This is a genomic window from Fundidesulfovibrio sp. YSD1, from assembly GCF_055397115.1.
On sequence record NZ_AP043666.1, the window covers coordinates 12,702 to 34,448 of the forward strand.

Genomic DNA, 21,747 nt, shown 5'->3' on the forward strand with positions numbered 1-21,747 from the left:
GATGGGCAACGGCACGGGATACGAAAGAAAGCTTGAATTCGACGACTCGGGGCTCGCGCGCGAGCTCTTCGGGCCGCACAACGCCAACCTGGCCTTCGTGTCGGAAAAGACGGGCGTGCGGGCCGACTCCCGGGGTTCCGTGCTCACCCTGCGCGGCGACTCGAAGGAAGTGCTCGACCAGGTGGCGGAGGCCATGGTCCAGCTCTACGGCATGCTGCGCAAGGGCCTGTCCGTGCTCCCGCGCGACATCGAGCCCGTGCTCACGCACATCGCGCGCTCTCCGGGCACCGGTGTGAAACGGGTCTTCGAGGAACAGAGCTTCGTGGTCTCTCCCAAGAAGACCATCTCCCCGCGCTCGCACACGCAACGCTCCTACCTGGGGGCCATCCGCGCAAACGATCTCGTCTTCGGGGTCGGCCCGGCGGGCACCGGCAAGACCTACCTGGCCGTGGCCATGGCCGTGGCCGATCTGCTGGCCAGGCGGGTCAAGCGCCTGGTGCTCACGCGCCCGGCCGTGGAGGCGGGCGAGAAGCTGGGCTTCCTGCCCGGCGACCTGATGGAGAAGGTCAACCCCTACCTGCGCCCGCTCTACGACGCCCTGCACGACATGCTGGACTTCCAGCGCGTCAACGAGATGCTCGCCGAGGGCGTCATCGAGGTGGCCCCGCTGGCCTTCATGCGCGGCCGGACCTTGAACGACGCCTTCATCATCCTGGACGAAGCCCAGAACACCACGCCGGAACAGATGAAGATGTTCTTGACGCGGCTCGGGTTCGGGTCCAAAGCGGTTGTGACCGGCGACGTGACCCAGATCGACCTGCCGCGCGGCGCGCCCTCCGGGCTCGTGGAGGCTAGGCGCGTGCTCACGGGCGTCCAGGGCCTGTCTTTCGTGTATTTCAACGAGGAGGACGTCATCCGCCACCCCCTTGTGGGGCGGATCGTGCAAGCCTATGAGCGGCATACTGAGCCGTCTGAAAAGAAATAACCAGCCCCCCAAGGCAGCGGGAGCACGCCAGCCCGCGGCCCCCTCGCGCCCCTTCTCACCCGGGCTCGGCGTGTTTCTCGGAGTCATCCTCGGCGCGAGCATCCTCTCGGCCGTACATTTCGAATCCCCGGTCAAGGTGTTCCTGGCGGGCGAGATCGCCACGCAGGACGTCACCGCCGACCAGACCCTGCGCTTCGAGGACCGCGAGGCCACCCTGCGCAAGCGCGACCAGGTGGCCGAGAACCAGCCCCCGGTCTTCGACCTGAGCCCCGCGCCCTACGAGTCGCTCAAGGCCTCGGTGACGGACGTCCTGGCCCAGGCCCGCAGGACCGACGAGGACCCCGAGAAGCTGCGCGCCTCGCTCTCCGAGGAGCTCAACGTGGAGGTCTCACGCGAGAGCTTCGCGCTCTGGCGCATGCCCGAGTTCCAGGACATGCTGGTCGTGCAGCTCCTGCCCTGGCTCAAGGAGGCCTACGCCAGGGGCGTGGCCCCGCTGCCCGGCGTGTTCGCGTCCTACAAGCAGGGCATCCTGCTGCGCGAGCTGCCCTCGGGCATGGAGACGCTCTACCTCGACGGCCCGGGCATGACCGACCTGGAGATGCTCAAGGAGGAGCTGGACCAGCTCCTTCGGCGCGACCTGAAGAGGAACCTGAAGACGCGCAAGGCCGTGTTCACGCTTGTCGGCCCCTTCCTTCGCCCCAACGTGCTCTTCAACCAGGAGACCACCCAGGCGCGCAAGCACGAGATCGTCAGCGCCATGGAGCCGGTGTACTCCAACATCTACAAGGGCGAGATGGTGGTGCGCCAGGGCGAGCGGGTCTCGCCCGAGCAGCAGACCAAGCTCCAGACCCTCTACGCCCACCGCGTGAGCTCGTTCAAGCCCTACAAGATACCAGGCACGTTCATCCTGGCCTGCCTGTTCTTCGTGCTCCTACACCTGACCCAGGGCAAGAAGTCGGGCATCCTGGCCGTGAGCGGGCGCGAATGGCTGACGCTGGCCCTGGTGACGGGGTTCTTCGTCTTCCTGGCCAAGTTCGTGGAGCTTGCCCGCGTGTCCGACGCGCACCTGCCGGTGTTCCTGAAATCCAGCCAGGTGGCCTTCGGGCTGCCCATCGCGGGCGCGGCCGGGGTGCTGGCAATGTTCCTGCCCCAGGTGCTCTGTTCGTTCGCGGTGCTGCTCATCTCCTACCTGGTGACCAGCGAGGTGGGCGGCAACCTCCAGCTCTTCAGCTACTACCTGCTGGGCGGGTTCGTGTACGCGGCCATCATCCGCAACTGCGAGACGCGCCAGGACGTCTTGCGCTCCATCCTGCCCCTGGCCGCGCTGTGCATCGTCTCGTGGCTGGGCATCGCCATGGTCCAGCAGGACGTCACGGGCGAATTCAACCTGTCCGGCGGCATCCACGCCGCCTTCAACGCCGTGTTCTCGCTGCTCCTGGTGCTGGGATTGAGCCCCGTGCTGGAGCTCATCTTCGGCTACACCTCGCGCTTCAAGCTCATGGAGCTCATGAGCCTGGAGCAGCCGCTCCTGCAGGAGCTCATGGTGGCCGCGCCCGGCACCTACCACCACTCGCTCATAGTGGCCAACATGGTGGAGGCCGCCGCTCGCGCCGTGGGCGCCAACGCGCTCCTGGCCAAGGTGGCCGCGCTCTACCACGACATCGGCAAGCTGAAGAACCCGCAGTATTTCATCGAGAACCTCTTCGGGAAGGAGAACAAGCACAACAAGCTCTCCCCCTCCATGAGCGCGCTCATCCTCATCTCCCACGCGAAGAAGGGCGTGGAGCTGGCCCGCGAGCACAAGCTGGGCGACGAGATAGCCAGCCTCATCGGCCAGCACCACGGCATGACACTCATCACCTACTTCTACCACAAGGCCCAGGAGCAGGCCGAGGCCAAGGGCGAGGAACCCGTGCGCGAGGAGGAGTTCCGCTACCCCGGCCCCAAGCCGCAATCGAAGGAAGCGGGCATCATCATGCTGGCCGACGCCATCGAGGCCTCCAGCCGCACCCTGGTGGACCCCACGCCCAGCCGCATCAAGGGGCACATCCAGTCCATCGTGCGCAAGCTCTACAACGAGGGCGAACTGGACGGCTCGGAGCTGACGCTGAAAGACCTGACCCTGGCTTCGGAAGCCTTCCACCGCATCCTCGCGGGCATCTTCCACCACAGGATCGAATACCCGAACCTGGACCGCTCCCGGGAAAAATCCAAGGAGAACGGCGACAAGGCCATGCCGCCCGAAAAGGCGGCCTAGTGTCGCGTCCTTGAAGAACATGGACATGTTTTTCGAGGAGATAAATAATTATTTCAAATTATTATCCATAAAATGAATGTCATTTGTTTTATGGACGCCACACTAGGGCCCGGCCCTCAAACGGCCTTCGCGCGGGTTGATGTTGCGCCGCTCGCGAAGCGCGACAACTCCCGCCCGAGGCGGGGCTGCCGGTCACGGCGGAGGCATGCGAAGCATGAGTGCTGATTTCTGGATCGAACCCGGCGCGCGCCTGGACCCGCGCCTGCCGCTTTCGCGTAGCGAGTTCGCACCGCTTCTGGAGCACCTGCTGGCCGTGCTCGGGGTGGAGGGGGCCTCCATCGAGGTGCGCTTCGTGGACGACGCCGAGATAGCCCTCCTGAACCTGGAATTCCTGGGCCTTCCCGGCCCCACCAACGTGCTCTCCTTCCCGGCGGACGACCCCGCCCGGCCGGATTATCTCGGAGAGATAGCCCTTTCCGTGGACGCCTTGGCCCGCGAGGCCGTGCTGCACGGCCAGGACCTGGAGGAGCACCTGCTGCGCCTGCTGGCCCACGGCGTGCTCCACCTGGCGGGCTACGAGCACGGCCCGGCCATGGACGCCATGACCGGCATGGCCGTGGAGGCGCTGGCCCTTCGTTGACGCCCCGGGACGCGCGCCGCTTTTACGGCGCGGGAGCCTCTTTACAAGCGCTCTGGCAGGGAATAAACGGTTTCTTTTTGCCAAGCGATCACGTGGAGGCTCACATGCCCAAGAAGTTTCTGGAAATCCATGACCTGACCCGCGCCGAGGCGCACGCCGTGGTCAACCGGGCCATCGAGATGAAGAAGACCCGGTTCCGTTCCGGCCTGCTCGAGGGCCGCACCGTGGCCCTCATCTTCGAGAAGGCCTCCACGCGCACCCGCGTTTCCTTCGAGATGGCCGTGCGCCACCTGGGCGGGTCCACCATCTACATGACCCAGCACGACTCCCAGCTCGGCCGCTCCGAGCCCGTTGAGGACACCATCCGCGTGCTCTCGCGCTACGTGGACGGGCTGGTCATGCGCACCTTCGAGCACTCCAAGCTCACCCGCATGTGGGCCATGTCCACCATACCCATCGTCAACGCCCTCTCGGACGACTTCCACCCCTGCCAGGTCATGGGCGACGTGATGACCATGGCGGAGCGGGGCGCCGACCTGGAGAAGACCAAGGTGGCCTGGGTGGGCGACGGCAACAACATGGCCCAGTCCTGGATCAACGCCTCGGTGTACTTCCCCTTCGAGTTGGTCCTGGCCTGCCCCGAGGGCTACGACCCCAAGCCCGAGGTGCTTGACGCCGCCAAGGCGAAGGGCGCGAAGGTCACGCTCACCCGCGACCCGGTCCAGGCCGTCACCGGCGCGCACTTCATCAACACCGACGTCTGGGCCTCCATGGGCCAGGAGGGCGAGGCCAGCGAGCGCATGAAGGTCTTCGCCTCCTACGTGGTGGACGCCAAGGCCATGTCCCTGGCCGCGCCCGGGGCCAAGTTCATGCACTGCCTGCCCGCGCACCAGGGCGAGGAAGTCACCGCCGAAGTCTTCGAGTCGCCCGCCTCCATCGTCTGGGACCAGGCCGAGAACCGCCTGCACATCCAGAAGGCCATCCTGGAGTGGGTCTACACCGAACAATACGACACCGTTCCCTACACCCTCGCGGAGATCTAACCGATGAAGAACATACAGAAAGTCGTCCTGGCCTATTCCGGCGGCCTGGACACCTCGGTCATCCTCAAGTGGATCAAGAAGACCTACGATTGCGAGGTCATCACCATGACCGCCGACCTGGGCCAGGAAGAGGAACTGGACGGCCTGGAGGAAAAGGCCCTCAACACCGGGGCCACCAAGGCCTACATCGATGACCTGCGCGAGGAGTTCGCCGCCGATTTCGTCTTCCCCGTGCTGCGCGCCGGGGCCGTGTACGAGGGCCGCTACCTGCTGGGCACCTCCATCGCCCGGCCGCTCATCGCCAAGCGCATGGTGGAGATCGCCCTGAAGGAGGGCGCCCAGGCCGTGTCCCACGGCGCCACAGGCAAGGGCAACGACCAGGTGCGCTTCGAGCTCACCGCCATGGCCCTTGCCCCGCAGCTGAAGACCATCGCCCCCTGGCGCGAGTGGGACTTCAAGGGCCGCGCCGACCTGGTGGCCTTCGCCCAGGAGAACGGCATCCCCGTGCCCGTGACCAAGGAAAAACCCTACAGCTGCGACCGCAACCTCATGCACCTCTCCTTCGAGGGCGGCGAACTGGAAGAGCCCTGGAACGAGCCCGGGCCGCACAGCTACCTGCTCTGCGCCCGCCCCGAGGACGCCCCCGAAGCGCCCGAATACATCGAGCTCGAATTCGAGAAGGGCGACCCGGTGGCGGTCAACGGAGAGCGCCTGAGCCCCGCCGCCATCATCCGCACGCTGAACAAGCTGGGCGGCAAGCACGGGGTGGGGCGGCTCGACATGGTCGAGAACCGCTTCGTGGGCATGAAGTCGCGCGGCGTCTACGAGACCCCGGGCTGCACCATCATCCACGCCGCCCACCGCGACCTGGAAGGCATCACCATGGACCGCGAGGTCATGCATCTGCGCGACTCGCTCATCCCGCGCTACGCCGAGATGGTCTACTACGGCTTCTGGTTCTCCCCCGAGCGCGAGGCCATCCAGGCGCTCATCGACAAGAGCCAGGAGCGGGTCTCAGGCACCGTGCGCGTGAAGCTCTACAAGGGTCAGGCCACGCCCGTGGGACGCAAGTCGCCCTTCAGCCTCTACAACACCGAGTTGGTGACCTTCGAGGAAGACAAGGTCTACGACCAGGCCGACGCCACCGGCTTCATCAGGCTCCAGGGCCTGCGCCTGCGCGGCTACAAGAAGATGTAAAGGGGCGCAGCCCCGAACTCCGCCGGGGGGAGAAGCCTCCCCCCGGACCCCGGCTTTCCGCTTCGCGCCGTCAACCGGCAGCCCAGACAGATCCACCTTCAGGCCAACGGAGGCCTTCCATGTCCACTTCGTCCAAGCCCTGGGGCGGCCGCTTCGCCGAACCCACCTCCAAGATCGTCGAGCGCTACACCGGCTCGGTCCGCTACGACAAAGCCCTCTTCGCCCAGGACATCGCCGGGTCCAAGGCCCACGCCCGCATGCTCGCGCGCCAGGGCATCATCACGGCCGAGGACGCCAGGAAGATCACCGGCGGGCTGGACATAATACTCAAGGAAATCGAGGACGGCTCCTTCACCTGGAAGGAAGAGCTCGAGGACGTGCACATGAACATCGAGGCGCGCCTGACCGAGCTCGTGGGAGACGCCGGGCGCAAGCTGCACACCGGCCGCTCCCGCAACGACCAAGTCTGCCTGGACTTCAGGCTCTTCGTCAGCGCCCGCCTGGACGCCTGGAGCGACCTGCTGGCCGCCCTCGTTCGCGTGCTCACGGAGCGCGCCGAGGAGCACGCCCGGACCATCCTGCCCGGCTACACGCACCTTCAGCCCGCCCAGCCCGTGAGCCTGGGCCACCACCTGCTGGCCTACGCCTGGATGTTCCGGCGCGACCATGAGCGCTGCCGCGACGCCCTGAAGCGTTCCGCGGTGTCGCCCCTGGGCGCTGCTGCCCTCGCGGGCACGACCTTCAAGCTGGACCCGGCCTCCGTGGCCGAGGAACTCGGCCTCTACGGCACCTTCGGCAACAGCCTGGACGCAGTCTCCGACCGCGACTTCGCCCTGGAGGCCTCCTTCGTGGCCAGCACCGTGATGCTGCACCTCTCGCGCCTGTGCGAGGAGATCATCATCTGGGCCAACCCCAATTTCGGCTACGTGGCCCTGCCGGACGCCTACGCCACCGGCTCGTCCATCATGCCCCAGAAGAAGAACCCGGACGTGGCCGAGCTCATGCGCGGCAAGACCGGCCGGGTCTACGGCGCGCTTTTCACGCTCATGACCATCATGAAGGGCCTGCCCCTGGCCTACAACCGCGACATGCAGGAGGACAAGGAACCCTTCTTCGACGCGGACAGGACCGTGAGCGACTCGCTGGCCATCATGGCCGAGATGATGAAGGTCATGGGCTTCCGGGCGGACAAGATGCGCCGCGCCCTGAAGCTCGGCTTCCTGAACGCCACGGAGCTGGCCGACTACCTGGCCGCCAAAGGCGTGCCCTTCCGCGAGGCGCACCATGTGGCGGGCTCGGCCGTGGCCTTGGCCGAGAAGAAGGGCTGCGGGCTCGAGGACTTGAGCTTCGAGGAGCTGCGCTCGCTTTCCGGGATGATCGGGGAGGACGTGGCCGGGGTGCTCGAGTACGAGACGGCCATGAACCGGCGCGACACCCCGGGCGGCACCGCGCCCTCGCGGGTGGAGGAGCAGATCGGGGCGCTTCGGGGCTGGCTCGCCGGGTTGTGAGGTGGCGGAAGCGTATAGGAGTCGAACCTACCGGCGGGTATGAGCCGCCCAACGGTTTTGAAGACCGTGCGCCACACCGGTGACGATACGCTTCCAGCCGGAGGGGGCATATAACCTTAACAGCTGATGAATTCAACTGCCGGTGAATGGACAGCTGGCATGGGAAGTGTTAAGTAGCCCTTTGGAGCAACCCCTCCACGGAGGAAAGACTTGAATAATTTCACGAAGAATTTGGGCATCTGGGCGGTCATCTGCGTGGTGATGATCGTCCTCTTCAATCTTCTGAACCAGCAGCCCCAGCAGGCGTCCAAGCTCGCCTATTCCGAATTCCTGAAGAAGGTCACGGCCGGGCAGGTCGAGACGGTGAAGATCCAGGGCCGCCGCGTGGACGGAACCACCACCGACGGCGCGCGCTTCTCCACCTACTCCCCGCAGGACCCGAACATGGTCAAGACCCTCATCGACAACAAGGTGCAGGTTCGCGCCGAGCCCGATGAGGAATCGCCCTGGTACGTCTCCGTGCTCGTCTCCTGGTTCCCCATGCTCCTGCTGATCGGCGTGTGGATATTCTTCATGCGCCAGATGCAGGGAGGCGGGGGCAAGGCCATGAGCTTCGGCCGCTCGCGGGCGCGCCTGGTCAGCCAGGACTCCCAGCGCGTCACCTTCCAGGACGTGGCGGGCGTGGACGAGGCCAAGGAGGAGCTCTCGGAGATCGTGCAGTTCCTCTCAGACCCCAAGAAGTTCACCCGCCTGGGCGGGCGCATCCCCAAGGGCGTGCTGCTCGTGGGCTCGCCCGGCACGGGCAAGACGCTCCTGGCCAAGGCCGTGGCGGGCGAGGCGGGCGTGCCCTTCTTCTCCATCTCCGGCTCGGACTTCGTGGAGATGTTCGTGGGCGTGGGCGCTGCCCGCGTGCGCGACCTGTTCGTGCAGGGCAAGAAGAACGCCCCCTGCCTGATCTTCATCGACGAGATCGACGCCGTGGGCCGCCAGCGCGGCGCGGGCCTCGGCGGCGGCCACGACGAGCGCGAGCAGACCCTGAACCAGCTGCTCGTCGAGATGGACGGCTTCGAGTCCAACGAGGGCGTCATCCTCATCGCGGCCACCAACCGCCCCGACGTGCTGGACCCGGCGCTCCTGCGCCCGGGCCGCTTCGACCGCCAGGTGGTGGTGCCCACGCCGGACGTGCGCGGCCGCAAGCGCATCCTCGAGGTGCACACCCGCCGCACGCCCATCGACGGCACCGTCGACCTGGAGGTCCTGGCCAAGGGCACCCCCGGATTCTCGGGCGCGGACCTGGAGAACCTCGTGAACGAGGCCGCGCTCTCCGCGGCCAAGCTCGGCCGCGACCGCGTGGTCATGGCAGACTTCGAGATGGCCAAGGACAAGGTGCTCATGGGCAAGGAGCGCAGGAGCCTCATCCTCTCCGACGAGGAGAAGCGCACCACCGCCTACCACGAGGCGGGGCACGCCCTGCTGGCCAAGCTCATCGAGGGCTCGGACCCGGTGCACAAGGTCTCCATCATCCCGCGCGGGCGCGCCCTGGGCGTGACCATGCAGCTGCCCGAGGACGACCGCCACACCTACTCGCGCGTCTACCTCATGAACACCATCACCATGTTCATGGGCGGGCGCGTGGCCGAGGAAGTGGTGCTCGGGCAGGTGACCACCGGCGCGGGCAACGACATCGAGCGCGCCACGGGCATGGCCCGCAAGATGGTCTGCAAGTGGGGCATGAGCGAGAAGCTCGGGCCCCTGTCCTACGGCGAGCGCGACGAGGAGATCTTCCTCGGGCGCGACCTCGTGGCCCACAAGAACTTCAGCGAGGACACCTCCCGCCAGATCGACGCCGAGGTGCGCGCCATCGTGGAGGGCTGCCACGCCCGCGCCAAGCAGCTGCTCACGGACAACATCGAGTTCCTGCACGGCATAGCCAAGGCCCTTCTCGAACGCGAGACCATCAGCGGCGCGGACATCGACCTGATCATGAAGGGCGAGGAGCTGCCGCCGGTGGAGATCAAGATGGACACTCCCCAGACCGGCGAACCCAAGCCCGCCCCGGAAGCCCCTGCCGAGCCGGCTGCGGAGCAGGGCGCTCCCGCGCCCGAGGCGTCCGCCCAGGCCCCGTCCGGGGAAGCCGCTGAAACCGGCGAGCCGGGCAAGCCCTCCGGCGAGGGGAAGGACTCCTAGAGAAGACGCCTTTGGAACAGACGCAACACGCCAGCAAAGCGAGCGAAACGCGCCGCGAGGCCCCCGCCGGGGGCGCGGCGTGGACGGTGAGGGGGGGCAGGGTCCTAGGGCCCGCCCCCTTCCTCGTCATGGGCATCGTGAACGTGACGCCGGACTCCTTCTCCGACGGCGGCGTGAATCTCGCCCCAGAACAGGCCGCCGAGAGCGCCGCGCGGCACCTCTCCCAGGGCGCGGCCGTGGTCGACGTGGGCGGTGAGTCCACGCGGCCCTTCTCCGACCCCGTGTCCGAGGAGGAGGAGCTGCGCCGCGTGCTGCCAGCCGTGCGCCGGATACTGGCGGAGCATCCCGAAGCGGCCGTGTCCGTGGACACCTACAAGGCCCGCGTGGCCGACGAGGCCCTCTCGGCCGGGGCCGTTATCGTCAACGACGTCTCGGCCTGCTGCTCCTTCGAGCCGGAACTTCTTGAAGTGGTGGCCAGCCACAAGCCCGGCTACGTGCTCATGCACACCAGCGGCCGTCCGCAGGAGATGCAGCGCGCCCCGGGCTACGGCAGCGTGCTGGCCGAGGTGGCCCGGTTCTTCGAGCTCGGCATGGCCAAGCTGGTGAACGCCGGGCTGCCCGAGGACCGCATCGCGCTGGACCCGGGCATCGGCTTCGGCAAGACCCTGGAGCACAACCTGGCGCTGCTCGCCGGGCTCGGGGCGTTCACGGCCTTCGGCAGGCCCATCCTCATGGGGCTCTCCAACAAGTCGCTCTTCGGCAAACTTCTGAACCTGGATGTGGGTGAGCGCCTGGGCGCGACCCAGGTGGCCACGGCCCTGACGTACGAGCGCGGGGCGACGGTCCACCGCGTGCACGACACGGCCGCCGCCGTGGCGGCCCTGACCCTGGCTTCGGCCCTGGCGCGCTGACATGGACTGGCTCGCGAACGTCCTTTCCTCCCTGCCCATAAGCTGGCGCGAGATCCTGGACATCCTCCTGGTTGCGGTGCTCTACCAGCGGATGATCGTCCTGGTGCGCGGCACCCGCGCCGTGAGCGTGATCCACGGCATCATCGTGGTGCTCGTGGCCTACTACCTCTCGGGCGAGTTCGGGCTCTACACGCTGCACTGGCTCCTGACCAACTTCCTGGGCTCGTTCTTTCTGGTGCTGGTGATCCTCTTCCAGGCCGACATCCGCAAGGCCCTCTCCCAGGTAGGCCTACGCTGGTTCGGCAGCCATGCCCGGCGCGCGAGCAACGAAGGCGACGCCAAGGCCCTGGCCGACGCCCTGCGCGAGCTGGCCCGGCGCAGGATCGGCGCGCTTCTGGTGCTCGAGCGCGGCATCCCCCTGGGCGACGTCATGGACAGGGGCGTTGAGCTCTCCACCAGGCTGACAACCGACATCCTGCTCACGGTCTTCAACACCGCGAGCCCCCTGCACGACGGGGCCATGATAGCGCGCGGCAACACCGTGGGCGCCGTGGCCTGCATCCTGCCCCTGGCATCGTACCAGGCGCTGCCCGCGTCCTTCGGCACGCGCCACCGCGCGGCCGTGGGCGTGACCGAGGAGACCGACGCCCTGGCCCTGGTGGTCTCGGAAGAGAAGGGCGAGATCCGCTACGCCAGCGGCGGCAAGCTCTCGGAACCCCTCGGCCAGGAGGAGCTCACGGAGCTTCTCGTGAAGAAATGGGTGGGACGGCAGTGACTTCCAACTGGTATTACAGGATACTCGCCCTTTTTCTCGCCCTTGTTTCGTGGTATCTGGTCACTGGCAGGGAAAGGGTGGAAACCTGGGTCAAGGTGCGCATCGAGACGGCCGGGCTGGCCGAGGGCCTCGTGCTCCTGGGCAACCCGCGCGACTCCCTGGACGTGCTCGTGCGCGGGCCCAAGGGGCTGGTGCGCAAGATCGAGCCAGGGTCGCTGGTCTACACCCTGGACGCGCGCAAGCTCGTGCCCGGGACCAACACCATCGTGGTGGAGCCGGGCGCGATCCCGCTTTCCAAGCTCTTCGAGGTGGCCGAGGTGCGGCCCTCCAAGCTCGAGCTGGACGTGGACAAGCGCATGAGCAAGACCGTGCCCGTGCGCGTGGTCTTCCAGGACGCCACGGGCCGCGACTACAAACTGACGGCCACGCTCGAGCCTGCCCAGGTGACGGTCACCGGCCCGGAGTCGGTGATCAAGAACATCAAGGACGTGCCCGTGCAGCCCCTGACCCTGCCCGACGACGTGGCCGGGCGGCTGGACGTGATGGCCAGCCTCGTGGCGCCGGACCAGGTGGAGGCCTCGCCGCGCATGGTCAAGGCCCACGTGCAGTACCAGATGAACATGCGCGACGTGGCCGTGGACGTGCCCCTGCGCCTGGCCTACCAGGGCAAGGCCCAGGTGAGCGCCGTGCCGGACACGGTGCTCATCAAGTTCAAGGCCCCCATGATGCTGCTGCGCGAGGGCGCGTGGCGCGGCCTCGTGGACGCCTTCGTGGAGGTGGACGCCGCCGCCCAGCCGGGGCGCCACGAAACCACATACCGCGTGACCCTGCCCCAGGGTTGCGAACTGATCGCCGCCAGGCCGGAGAAAGTGGCCGTCCTGGTGAAATGACAGGAGAGACGATGAACCAGCGCCTTTTCGGCACCGACGGCCTTCGCGGACAGGTGAACATCTACCCCATGACCCCCGAGGTGGCGCTGCGCCTGGGGCTGGCCGCCGGGGCGCACTTCCGCAACGGCAAGGGCCGCCACAAGGTGGTCATCGGCAAGGACACGCGGCTCTCCGGCTACATCTTCGAGTACGCCCTGTCCTCGGGGTTCTGCGCCTCGGGAATGGACGTGTTCCTGGTCGGGCCGCTGCCCACCCCGGCCATCGCCTTCCTGACGCGCTCCATGCGCGCCGACGTGGGCGTGGTCATCTCGGCCTCGCACAACCCCTACATGGACAACGGCATCAAGTTCTTCGACCGCCACGGCCACAAGCTGCCCGACGAGGCCGAGGACCGCATCGCCGCGCGCGTGTTGGACGACGCCTGCAAGTGGGACTTCCCCGCGCCCGAGGACGTGGGCCGGGCCTTCAAGATCCAGGACAGCCCGGGCCGCTACAACGTGTACCTCAAGTCCACCATCCCCTCGGAGCTGACCTTCGAGGGCCTGAAAATCGTGCTGGACTGCGCCAACGGCGCTGCCTACCGCGTCTCGCCGCTCATCTTCGAGGAGCTCGGGGCCACGGTGATCAAGGTTGGCGTGGAGCCCGACGGCAAGAACATCAACCGCAAGGTGGGTTCGCTCTACCCGCAGGTCACGGCCCAGATGGTGCGCGAGACCGGGGCGGACATCGGCATCGCCCTGGACGGCGACGCGGACCGCGTGATCGTGGTGGACGAGAAGGGCAACATCCTGGACGGCGACCAGATCATGGCCATCTGCGCCCTGGACCTCATGGACAAGGGCAGGCTGCCCAACAGCACGCTGGTGGCCACGGTGATGAGCAACATGGCCCTGGAGGTGTTCATGCAGGGCCACGGCGGCAGGCTCCTGCGCACGCCCGTGGGCGACCGCTACGTGTTCGAGGCCATGCGCCGCGAGGGCGCGACCCTCGGCGGCGAGCAGTCCGGCCACATCATCTTCATGCGCCACGCCACCACCGGCGACGGCACCCTGGCCGCGCTGCAACTGATCCGGATCATGCTGGAGCGGGGCAAGCCCCTTTCGGAGCTGGCGCACCTTTTGGAGCCCTATCCCCAGGTGCTCCTGAACGTGCACGTGGAGCGCAAGATCCCCTTCGACCAGGTCCCGGCCGTGGCCGAGGCCGTGAAGGACGCCGAGGCGAGCCTTCAGGGCAGGGGCAGGGTGCTCCTGCGCTACTCGGGCACGGAATCCGTGGCCCGGATCATGGTGGAGGGCTCCGACTCCTCGCTGGTGGAAAACCTGGCCCAGGGCCTTTCGGTGACGCTCAAGCAACACTTGCGCTAGGCCGCCCGTTTCCTCTGGACATTTCAATCAAATCTCCTAAAATTCCGGTTTGGAGAGCACTGGCTCCCGCGCCAGGAAGGAGAATCAGATGGAGATTTCAAAAGTCGTCGTTCCCGTGGCCGGCTGGGGCACGCGGTCCCTTCCCGCCACCAAGAACGTGCCCAAGGAGATGCTCCCCATCTTCAAGAAGCCGGTGGTGCAGTACGTCGTGGAAGAGGCCCAGTCCGCCGGGCTCACCGACGTGGTCTTCATCACCAACCGCAACAAGACCATCATCGAGGACCATTTCGACTACAACCTGGCCCTCGAGAAAATCCTCGAAGCCTCGGGCAAGACCGAGCTCCTGGAGACCGTGCGCCAGACCGCCGAGATGGCCAACATCATCACCGTGCGCCAGAAGAAACAGCTCGGCCTCGGCCACGCCGTGCTCTGCGCCAAGGAAGTGGTCAAGAACGAGCCCTTCGCGGTCATGGTGGGCGACGACCTGATGTTCAGCATGGAGCCGGGCATCAAGCAGCTCATCAACGTGGCCCAGTCCGAGCACATGCCCGTGGTGGGCGTGATGGAGGTCCCGGCGGACAAGGTCTCCAGCTACGGCATCATCGAGGCCGAGGAGTTCGCCTCCGGGCTCTACCGCGTGCGCGACCTGGTGGAGAAGCCCAAGCCCAGCGAGGCCCCGTCCAAGCTGGCCATCGTGGGCCGCTATGTGCTCTTCCCGGACATCTTCGAGCACCTGGAGGCCCTCAAGCCCAACGCCGACGGCGAGTACCAGCTCACCGACGCGCTCAAGGGCCTGGCCAAGAAGGGCCGCTTGCTGGCCGTGAAGATTCGGGGCCAGCGCTTCGACGCGGGCGACTGGGTGGACTACCTGGCCGCCAACATCTACTTCGCCCTCCAGGACGAGGAGCTGCGCTACCCCCTGATCTCCAAGCTCAGGGACTTCATGCCGGTCTAGCCCCGGGCCCCGGCATACGCATTTGACCTTGCCGCGCCGCCCGCCGTACTGTCGGCGGGCGGCGCTTTATCATCCGAGGCCCGCTCGCCTCATCACCGGCAGCCATGACAGACACCTCCGCCAGGCTCGTGCGCGTAGCGCTCCTCACACCGCCGTTTTCGGCCCTGACCTACGCCCTGCCGCCGCACTTCGCGGGGTGGGACTTCCCGCGCGGGCTGCGCGTGGCCGTGCCCGTGGGCGGGTCCGCGCGCGCGGGCGTGGTCCTCGGCGAGGCGGATTCCATGCCCGAGGGCGTGGAGGCGCGCGAGGTGATCTGGCCGCTGGAGCTCTCCGCGCTGCTCACGCCTTCCTACGTCACCCTGGCCGAGAACCTGGCCTCCAGGCAGATGGCCCACACGGGCCAGGTGCTGGCCACGCTTCTGCCCGCCGGGCTCAAGACCGCCAAGGCTTCCCTCTCGTTTCGCCACGGCAACAGAAAGTTGAAGTTCGGCTTGAACAAATTGGCCGATGCGCCCGTAACGGCAGCGGAACTCGCCGTGGCCTGGCGCGGGGGCGAGGCCATGCTCTCGGTCTCGGCGGCCGAGCCCGAGCCCGCCTACCGGCTGCTGGTCGATCCGCCCTGGCCCGTGCGTCCGGCCGCCACGGCGCAGCTGGCCGTGCTGGAGCTCCTCTTCACGCGCGGCCAGGCCACTCCCGCCCGGATCAGGCAGGACCTGGGGGGCGGCGTGTCCCAGGCGCTCAGGACCCTGGAGGGCAAGGGGCACATCGTGCTCGGCCCGCCGCCCGAGGAGCCGGACGAGCAACCCCTGCCGCAGGCCCCGGAGGACCGCCCGCCGCTCACCCCGGGCCAGCGGGCCGCCCTCGACGAACTTGCCCCGCTCCTGGACGAAAAGCCGGGCGCGCAGCGCCTGGTGCACGGCGTCACGGGCAGCGGCAAGACCAGGCTCTATTTCGAGCTCGCGGAGCTGACCCTGCGCCAGGGCCGCTCGGTGATGCTCCTGGCCCCGGAAGTGGCCCTGGCCTGCGCGCTCAAGGACAGGGCCCGGGCCTGGTTCGGGTTCGAGCCCGTCTATTCCCACGGCTACCAGACGCCCACGCGCCGCGAGCGCACCTTCCGCGAGGTGGCCCAGGCCCGCTCGCCCCGCCTGGTGGTGGGCACGCGCTCGGCGCTGTTTTTGCCCCTGGCCGACGTGGGGCTGATCATCCTGGACGAGGAGCACGACGCCTCCTTCAAGCAGGACGAACGCCTGCCTTACCAGGCCAAGGAGGTCGCCTTCTTCCGCGCCCGCCAGGACGGGGCGCTTTTGCTCCTCGGCTCGGCCACGCCGGACGTGAAGACCTACCAGGCCGCCCTGGACGGGGCCGCGCCCATGGTGGTGATGTCCAGCCGGGCCGGGGCCGGGCGGCTGCCCGAGGTGGAGCTCGTGGAGATGGGCGGCAAGGGCCACGGCGTGCAGGTGGGCAAGGGGGCGCTTTCGCGCGAGCGCGTGGGGCTTCTCACCCCGCCGAGCGTGGAGGCCCTGGCCGGGACGCTCGAGCGCGGCGAGCAGGCCATGATCCTGCTCAACCGGCGCGGCTACTCGCCGCTTCTTTTCTGCCTGGACTGCGAGAAGGTGCTCAAGTGCCCGAGCTGCGAAGTCTCGCTGACCTACCACAAGGGCCGCGAGCGCGTGGTCTGCCACTACTGCGGCCAGAGCGCGGGCTTTCCGCATCCGTGCGGCAACTGCGGCGGCTGCAACTTCCTGCCCATGGGCGAGGGCACCGAGCTTCTGGAGGAGCAACTCGCGGCGGTGCTCCCGGCCGAGGTGGAGGTGGCCCGCCTGGACCGCGACGCGGCGCGCCGGGCAGGCCAGGCCGAGTCCATCCTGGCCGGGTTCGCTGCCGGGCGCACCCAGGTGCTGGTGGGCACGCAGATGCTCACCAAGGGCCACGACTTCCCGGGTGTGACCCTGGTCGTCGCGGCCGACGGCGACATGGGGCTCAACATGCCCGACTACCGCGCCAGCGAGCGAAGCTTCCAGATGCTCGTGCAGGTGGCCGGGCGCGCCGGGCGCGGGGAGAAGCCGGGCAGGGTGCTCATCCAGACGAGAAACCCCTCCGACCCCTTCTGGGAGTTGGTGAAGAACGCCGACTACCAGGGCTTTTTCGCCCAGGAGATCGAGAAGCGCCGCAAGTACCTCTATCCGCCCTTCGTCAAGCTGGGGCTCGTGCGCGCGAGCTTCCCGCGCGGGTATGAGCTGGGCGGGGAGGCCGTCATGGAGCTTTCGCGCGCGCTGCGCTGCGTGAAGGGAGTCGTGGTGCGCGGCCCCGCGCCCGCGCCCGTGGCCGTGGTGCGCGACCGCATGCGCTTCAACTGCCTGCTCAAGGCCTCGGACTGGCCCTCCATCCGCCAAGCCTACGCGGCGGCGGTGCGCGCCCTGGGGCGATCCTCCAGGCTCAGGCTCTCGCTCGACCTGGACCCCGTGGACATGATGTAGGCGGCGAGATACCGCTTCATCGCTTTTCTCCGTTGGACAAACCATCCAAAAGGAGTATGCTCCCTATTCGAATCATTCCGATTTGGAGGGAGTGCCGCATGACGGGGTTCAAGGCCAACGACGATTCAGTGCTGCTGGGAGCTGTAGAGGATATCAGGGAAAAACGCCGCGCTGACGGGCTCTTCGGGCTCGTGGGCGGGCTGGAGGCCGTGGTCGTGGCCACGGAGGAGGACCGCTTCGTCCCTGCCGTGACCGAACTTCTGGCCACCACCGGCCACGACGTGTCCCAATGCTTCGCCAGAAGCGGCGACAAGTACTGCGTGCTCTCCCAGGAAGGCTCGGCCGACCTCATCGTGCGCACGCGCGGGCACGGCGCGAACCCCTTCGCCCAGGCCAACCGGGGGGCCAAGACCGGGGCCGTCCCCAACACGCGCCTGGAGACCTTCGTCTTCAAGTGCCGCGACATCGCGGGGTACGTGAAGCTCCAGAAGGAGCGCGGCGTGAGCTTCCTGGGCGACGCCGTGGAGGAGCACCCCAACTACCTCTTCGCCCAGACCGCGCCCTCGCGCTTCACGGGCAACTCCGTGGGCCTCATCCAGTGGAAAAAGCGCGAATCCGACTACGAGACCCTCGACTGCGAACCCCTGGCCCCGCCCGCGGTGAAGCCCTCGAGCCCCCACCTGGCCAACATCCGGGAGCTCGACCACGTGGCCACGCGCGTGCGCGCCGAGGAGCGCGACGCGGCCATCCTGGAGTTCATGGAGCTCACCAGCTACGACTTCGCCTTCGCGGTCTACGTGGACTTCCTGAACTCCATCACCAACGTGGCCAGGCTCTCCCCGCAGGACTACGCCCAGGTGTTCACCTCGGGCATCGCGCCCTTCACCACGCCCGAGGAGTCCGGCCCCACGGAGCTCTTCATCCACAACTACGGCCCGCGTAGCCACCACATGGCCTTCAACACGGACTCCATCGAGTCCACGGTGGAGGCGCTCAAGGGCTCGGGCGTGGGTTTCTTGTCGGAACTGGTGGGTTCGCGCGGGGAGGGGCTCAAGCAGGTGTTCACGAAGATGAGCCCGAACACCCTGCTGGTGAACGAGTACATCCACCGCTACGACGGCTTCGACGGCTTCTTCACCAAGTCCAACGTGACCCTTTTGACCGAATCGACAAAGAATCAGTAACCAGGAGGTTGACAGTGAAACACGCACGCATCACGGTGTCCCTGGCGCTTTTTGGGCTTCTTCTGTTTTCCGTTCCCGCTCAGGTGAAGGCCGACAACTCCGCGTTTCCCGTGGTGACCGGGGATCACTGGGTGAACGCCACTCCCGACGAGAGGCTGGCCTTCATCGCCGGGATGACCACCATGATAGAACTGGAAAAGGAAGTGCAGGGGCCCACCCCGCCCGAGAACCAGCGCACCCTGATCCCGGCCTGGGTCAGCGGACTTTCCCGCTTCACGCTGAAGGAGATCGCGGCCGCGCTCGACGACGTCTACAAGAAGCAGCCCGCCCTCAAGTCCAAGCCCGTGGTCGAGGTGCTCTGGTACGAGGTCGCTTTCCCCAAAACGGACAGCAAGTAGGTGAGTGTCATGACGAAATCCATAGCCACTGGCGTTCTGGTGTTTTCCCTCCTGTTCACGGGCGCGTGCACCAACATGACCAAGACCCAGCAGGGGGCGCTTAGCGGCGCGGCCATCGGCGCGGGCGCGGGCGCGGGCATCGCGGCCATTTCTGGCGGCTACGTGGGCGTGGGCGCGGCCATCGGCGGAGCCCTGGGCGGCCTGGCCGGCGGACTCTACGGCAACGAGCAGGAGAAGAAGAGCAAGAAGAAATAGCCGGGCCAAGCCTGGCGGAACACGCGCGCCCGGCGGCCGAAACCGCCGGGCGCGCTTATTTTGTTTTCCGGGGATCCCTCAGCCGTGGCCGAGCGGCAACCTGTGCTGGTCCTCGCCGCGCCCCGGCAAGGGGATGAGCGAGGGCGAGAGGGGATCGCGGGTCTGGTGGGCCCGGCGGGCGCGGGCGAAGCTGGACGTGGCGTAGCAGTAGGCGCACCCGGCCGGGCAGGCGTCGTACATGCCGATGTCGCGGCTCGGTGCGCAGCGGCAGTCCGGGCGCTGCGACGGGTCCTTGCCGGGCGGGACCTCCACGCCGAAGAGGCTCTTCAACAGGGCCGCGTCCACGCAGGCCCCGGGAGAAAAGCCCAGGGCGTCCAAGCCCGCCTCGTCGGCGCAGCTCACCGGCTCGATGCCGTGCGCCCTTGCCGCCTGGGCCATGGAGCGGAACATCCGCGCGAGTTCTTCCTCACCCGGGGCCAGCAGGTCTGCCCCGGCGCGCTTCAGGCGCGTAAGGGTCTTGCGGTAGGGGTCCACGAGGCTCACGGTGACGCGCGCGGTGTACCCGGCCAGTTCGCGGCAGAGGGAGGAGAACATGCGCTCATGGAAGGCCGGGTCCAGGGCTTCGGTGAGCACCACCGGGTCGTAGCGCCAGAGCGAGCGTTCCGGCCCCACGGCGTCAGACAGCCGCCTGAAGGCGTCCAGGCGCTCGCCCAGCGGGGGCATGCCCGGGTGCAGCGCGGGCGGATATTCCAGGAGCGTGAACTGGAAGACGTGCCCGAGCCCCAGGGAGTCGAGTTCCGGAAGGTGCGGCAGCAGGGGCCTGGGGTCGCGGGTCCAGAAGACCACCGCGTCCACGTCGCCCGCGTCCAGGCTCACCCGGGCGACCTGCCGGGCGTTGAAGGGGTTGGGCACGGCGCACCAGCCCGCCCTGGCGCGGGCCATGAACCAGTCGGCGTAATGGGCCGGGATGTCCGCGCGCCGCGAGGCGCTCACGATCACGGCAGGCGGACCGGGAGCCGCCCGGTGAACGGGGCCTTGCCGGTGAGCGCGCGCGAGAGCGCCTTCACGGAAACGGGCACGTCGCCGTAGGTGGCCACCTGTGCCGGAACCTCCGGGAAGAGCGAGAGGTCGTACGGCGCGCCCAGGGCCACGTGCACCACCCCCTGGGGCTTCATGGCCGCGAGCGTGCGCACCAGGCTCTGTTGGGCCGGGTTGCGCGCCGCGTCGTAGGTCAGCACCACCACCTTGTCCATCTGGGCGCTGGCTTCAACGGCGTTGCGCATGTCCTGGGCCGTGGGCTCGCGCTTGGGGCGCTGCAGGGCCGCGTTCGGGGGCAGCTCGAAGTCGTCCACCGGGTCGTTCGCGGTGCGCTCGGGCCAGATCACCAGCACCCTGTCCTTGGCGGCCAGGGGCAGGATGCGCGAGCGGTCGTGGCGCAGGGTGATGCTGTCGCGCGCGGCGGCCAGGGCGGCCTGGCGGTGCTCCTCGATGCCCACGCGGTAGGGGATCAGCTGGGAGCGGTCCTGCACGGCGGAGGCGTCCAGGATGCCCATGCGCGCCTTGGCCTCCAGGATGCGCCTGACGGCGGAGTCGATGCGCGCCTGGGGCAGCTCCCCGGACCTGGCCGCCGCCAGGAGGGCCTCGTAGGCTTCCACCTGCTGGGCCGGGTCGTGGCCGATATCCGCCCCGAAGAGCAGCACGTCCGCCCCGGCCTTGGCCGCCATCACGGCGGCGCGCACCGTGCCCACGCCCTTGGAGAGCGCGCCCATGCCCAGCGAATCAGTGAAGATGAGCCCCTCGAAGCGCATCTGTTTGCGCAGCGTCTCCTCCAGCACCCGCCTGGAGAGGGTGGCGGGCAGGGACTTGTCCGGCTCGATGGCCGGGACCTCCACGTGGGCGGTCATCACGGCCTGGGCCCCGGCCTTGAAGGCGGCGCGGAAGGGGGCGAAGTCGATGCGGTCCAGGGTCTTCAGGTCGTGGGAGGCCACGGGCAGGCCCAGGTGGGAGTCCACGTCGGTGTCGCCGTGGCCGGGGAAGTGCTTGGGCGTGCAGAGCACCCCGGCGCGCTTGTACTCCTCCACCATCACGGCGGTCAGGCGCGAGACGGTGTTGGGGTCGGAGCTGAAGGCGCGGATGCCGATTATCGGGTTGGCCGGGTTGGAGTTGACATCGGCCACGGGAACGAAATTGAGGTTCACCCCGAGCGTCAAGAGCTCGGACGCGGTCACGGCGGCCATGGCCCGGGCGTGCTCGCGGTTGCCGCTGGCGGCCACGGCCATCTGGCTGGGGAAGACCGTCACCCCTTCGCGCAGGCGGTTCACCGGGCCGCCCTCCTGGTCGATGCCCACGAAGAGCCCGGGCACCTTCGCCCTGGCCGCTTCCGCCTGGGCCGAGGCGCACAGCCGGGCCACCTGGCGGATGTCCTCCACGTTGCCCCAGGATGAATAGAGGATCACCCCGCCGATGCGGCGCTTGGACACCATCTCCGAAAGTTCCGCCGACATGGCCGGGCCCTTGAAGGCCACGAGCAGCATCTGCCCGACCTTCTCCTCCAGGCTCATGGAGGACATCAGGGCGTCCACGGTGGCGGCGCGGGAGGGCGGGGGGGACGTCAGGGCAAGAAACGCCAGTGCCAGCAGGCAAAGCAGGGTCGGGGTGCGCATGAGCTCATGCTACACCAGCGCGGCGCAAAGGTGAATGCGATTCGTGGGGCCGGAGGGG

Annotated in this window: 18 protein-coding genes and 1 tRNA gene; 16 read left to right on the forward strand and 3 right to left on the reverse strand. The window is 67.9% G+C overall.

Features of this window, described 5'->3' with window-relative positions; genetic code table 11:
- Position 1 precedes the first annotated feature (1 nt).
- The 6 genes from ACZ5V4_RS00065 to argH all read left to right on the forward strand — a co-directional run bounded on the left by ACZ5V4_RS00065 (position 2) and on the right by argH (position 7,630).
- Positions 2 to 985, forward strand: a complete 984-nt coding sequence (locus ACZ5V4_RS00065) for a PhoH family protein (protein WP_464316138.1) — start codon at positions 2 to 4, stop codon at positions 983 to 985.
- A gap of 70 nt (positions 986 to 1,055) precedes the next feature.
- A complete protein-coding gene (locus ACZ5V4_RS00070; RefSeq protein ID WP_464316139.1) occupies positions 1,056 to 3,242 on the forward strand; it encodes an HD family phosphohydrolase in 2,187 nt (728 codons plus the stop codon).
- Positions 3,243 to 3,456: 214 nt separating this feature from the next.
- Positions 3,457 to 3,882 carry an rRNA maturation RNase YbeY gene (gene ybeY / locus ACZ5V4_RS00075; protein ID WP_464316140.1) on the forward strand — a complete coding sequence of 142 codons (426 nt, stop codon included), beginning with the start codon at positions 3,457 to 3,459 and terminating at the stop codon, positions 3,880 to 3,882.
- Between the two features lie 104 nt (positions 3,883 to 3,986).
- Positions 3,987 to 4,925 carry an ornithine carbamoyltransferase gene (gene argF, locus ACZ5V4_RS00080; RefSeq protein WP_464316141.1) on the forward strand — a complete coding sequence of 313 codons (939 nt, stop codon included), beginning with the start codon at positions 3,987 to 3,989 and terminating at the stop codon, positions 4,923 to 4,925.
- 3 nt (positions 4,926 to 4,928) lie between these two features.
- The gene (locus ACZ5V4_RS00085) at positions 4,929 to 6,122 is read left to right on the forward strand and encodes an argininosuccinate synthase (protein WP_464316142.1); all 1,194 of its coding nucleotides are present in this window, start codon (positions 4,929 to 4,931) and stop codon (positions 6,120 to 6,122) included.
- A gap of 119 nt (positions 6,123 to 6,241) precedes the next feature.
- A complete protein-coding gene (gene argH, locus ACZ5V4_RS00090) occupies positions 6,242 to 7,630 on the forward strand; it encodes an argininosuccinate lyase (protein ID WP_464316143.1) in 1,389 nt (462 codons plus the stop codon).
- Positions 7,631 to 7,632: 2 nt separating this feature from the next.
- Here argH and ACZ5V4_RS00095 read toward each other — a convergent pair.
- A tRNA-Sec gene (locus ACZ5V4_RS00095) sits at positions 7,633 to 7,725 on the reverse strand.
- Positions 7,726 to 7,840: 115 nt separating this feature from the next.
- Between ACZ5V4_RS00095 and ftsH the strand changes: the two genes are divergently transcribed.
- The 10 genes from ftsH to ACZ5V4_RS00145 all read left to right on the forward strand — a co-directional run bounded on the left by ftsH (position 7,841) and on the right by ACZ5V4_RS00145 (position 19,026).
- Positions 7,841 to 9,817 carry an ATP-dependent zinc metalloprotease FtsH gene (ftsH, locus tag ACZ5V4_RS00100; RefSeq protein ID WP_464316144.1) on the forward strand — a complete coding sequence of 659 codons (1,977 nt, stop codon included), beginning with the start codon at positions 7,841 to 7,843 and terminating at the stop codon, positions 9,815 to 9,817.
- Between the two features lie 128 nt (positions 9,818 to 9,945).
- On the forward strand, positions 9,946 to 10,728 hold the full coding sequence (gene folP / locus ACZ5V4_RS00105; RefSeq protein WP_464317850.1) for a dihydropteroate synthase: 783 nt from the start codon (positions 9,946 to 9,948) through the stop codon (positions 10,726 to 10,728).
- Position 10,729: 1 nt separating this feature from the next.
- Positions 10,730 to 11,503 (forward strand): diadenylate cyclase CdaA, encoded by a 774-nt coding sequence (cdaA, locus tag ACZ5V4_RS00110; RefSeq protein WP_464316145.1) that lies wholly within the window; start codon positions 10,730 to 10,732, stop codon positions 11,501 to 11,503.
- The gene (locus ACZ5V4_RS00115) at positions 11,500 to 12,393 is read left to right on the forward strand and encodes a CdaR family protein (protein ID WP_464316146.1); all 894 of its coding nucleotides are present in this window, start codon (positions 11,500 to 11,502) and stop codon (positions 12,391 to 12,393) included. The genes cdaA and ACZ5V4_RS00115 overlap by 4 nt, the downstream gene beginning before the upstream one ends.
- An 11-nt stretch (positions 12,394 to 12,404) precedes the next feature.
- The gene (gene glmM, locus ACZ5V4_RS00120) at positions 12,405 to 13,757 is read left to right on the forward strand and encodes a phosphoglucosamine mutase (protein ID WP_464316147.1); all 1,353 of its coding nucleotides are present in this window, start codon (positions 12,405 to 12,407) and stop codon (positions 13,755 to 13,757) included.
- 88 nt (positions 13,758 to 13,845) lie between these two features.
- A complete protein-coding gene (gene galU / locus ACZ5V4_RS00125; protein WP_464316148.1) occupies positions 13,846 to 14,712 on the forward strand; it encodes a UTP--glucose-1-phosphate uridylyltransferase GalU in 867 nt (288 codons plus the stop codon).
- Between the two features lie 104 nt (positions 14,713 to 14,816).
- Positions 14,817 to 17,189, forward strand: a complete 2,373-nt coding sequence (gene priA, locus ACZ5V4_RS00130) for a replication restart helicase PriA (protein ID WP_464316149.1) — start codon at positions 14,817 to 14,819, stop codon at positions 17,187 to 17,189.
- Between the two features lie 98 nt (positions 17,190 to 17,287).
- Positions 17,288 to 18,373 (forward strand): hypothetical protein, encoded by a 1,086-nt coding sequence (locus ACZ5V4_RS00135; protein WP_464316150.1) that lies wholly within the window; start codon positions 17,288 to 17,290, stop codon positions 18,371 to 18,373.
- A gap of 14 nt (positions 18,374 to 18,387) precedes the next feature.
- Positions 18,388 to 18,771, forward strand: a complete 384-nt coding sequence (locus ACZ5V4_RS00140) for a hypothetical protein (RefSeq protein ID WP_464316151.1) — start codon at positions 18,388 to 18,390, stop codon at positions 18,769 to 18,771.
- Positions 18,772 to 18,780: 9 nt separating this feature from the next.
- Positions 18,781 to 19,026, forward strand: a complete 246-nt coding sequence (locus tag ACZ5V4_RS00145; protein ID WP_464316152.1) for a glycine zipper domain-containing protein — start codon at positions 18,781 to 18,783, stop codon at positions 19,024 to 19,026.
- Positions 19,027 to 19,104: 78 nt separating this feature from the next.
- Here the strand turns inward: ACZ5V4_RS00145 and ACZ5V4_RS00150 are convergent, their stop codons facing one another.
- Positions 19,105 to 20,025 (reverse strand): DUF1848 domain-containing protein, encoded by a 921-nt coding sequence (locus ACZ5V4_RS00150; protein WP_464316153.1) that lies wholly within the window; start codon positions 20,023 to 20,025, stop codon positions 19,105 to 19,107.
- Positions 20,022 to 21,689 (reverse strand): glycoside hydrolase family 3 protein, encoded by a 1,668-nt coding sequence (locus tag ACZ5V4_RS00155; RefSeq protein ID WP_464316154.1) that lies wholly within the window; start codon positions 21,687 to 21,689, stop codon positions 20,022 to 20,024. The genes ACZ5V4_RS00150 and ACZ5V4_RS00155 overlap by 4 nt, the downstream gene beginning before the upstream one ends.
- Positions 21,690 to 21,747: the final 58 nt, after the last annotated feature.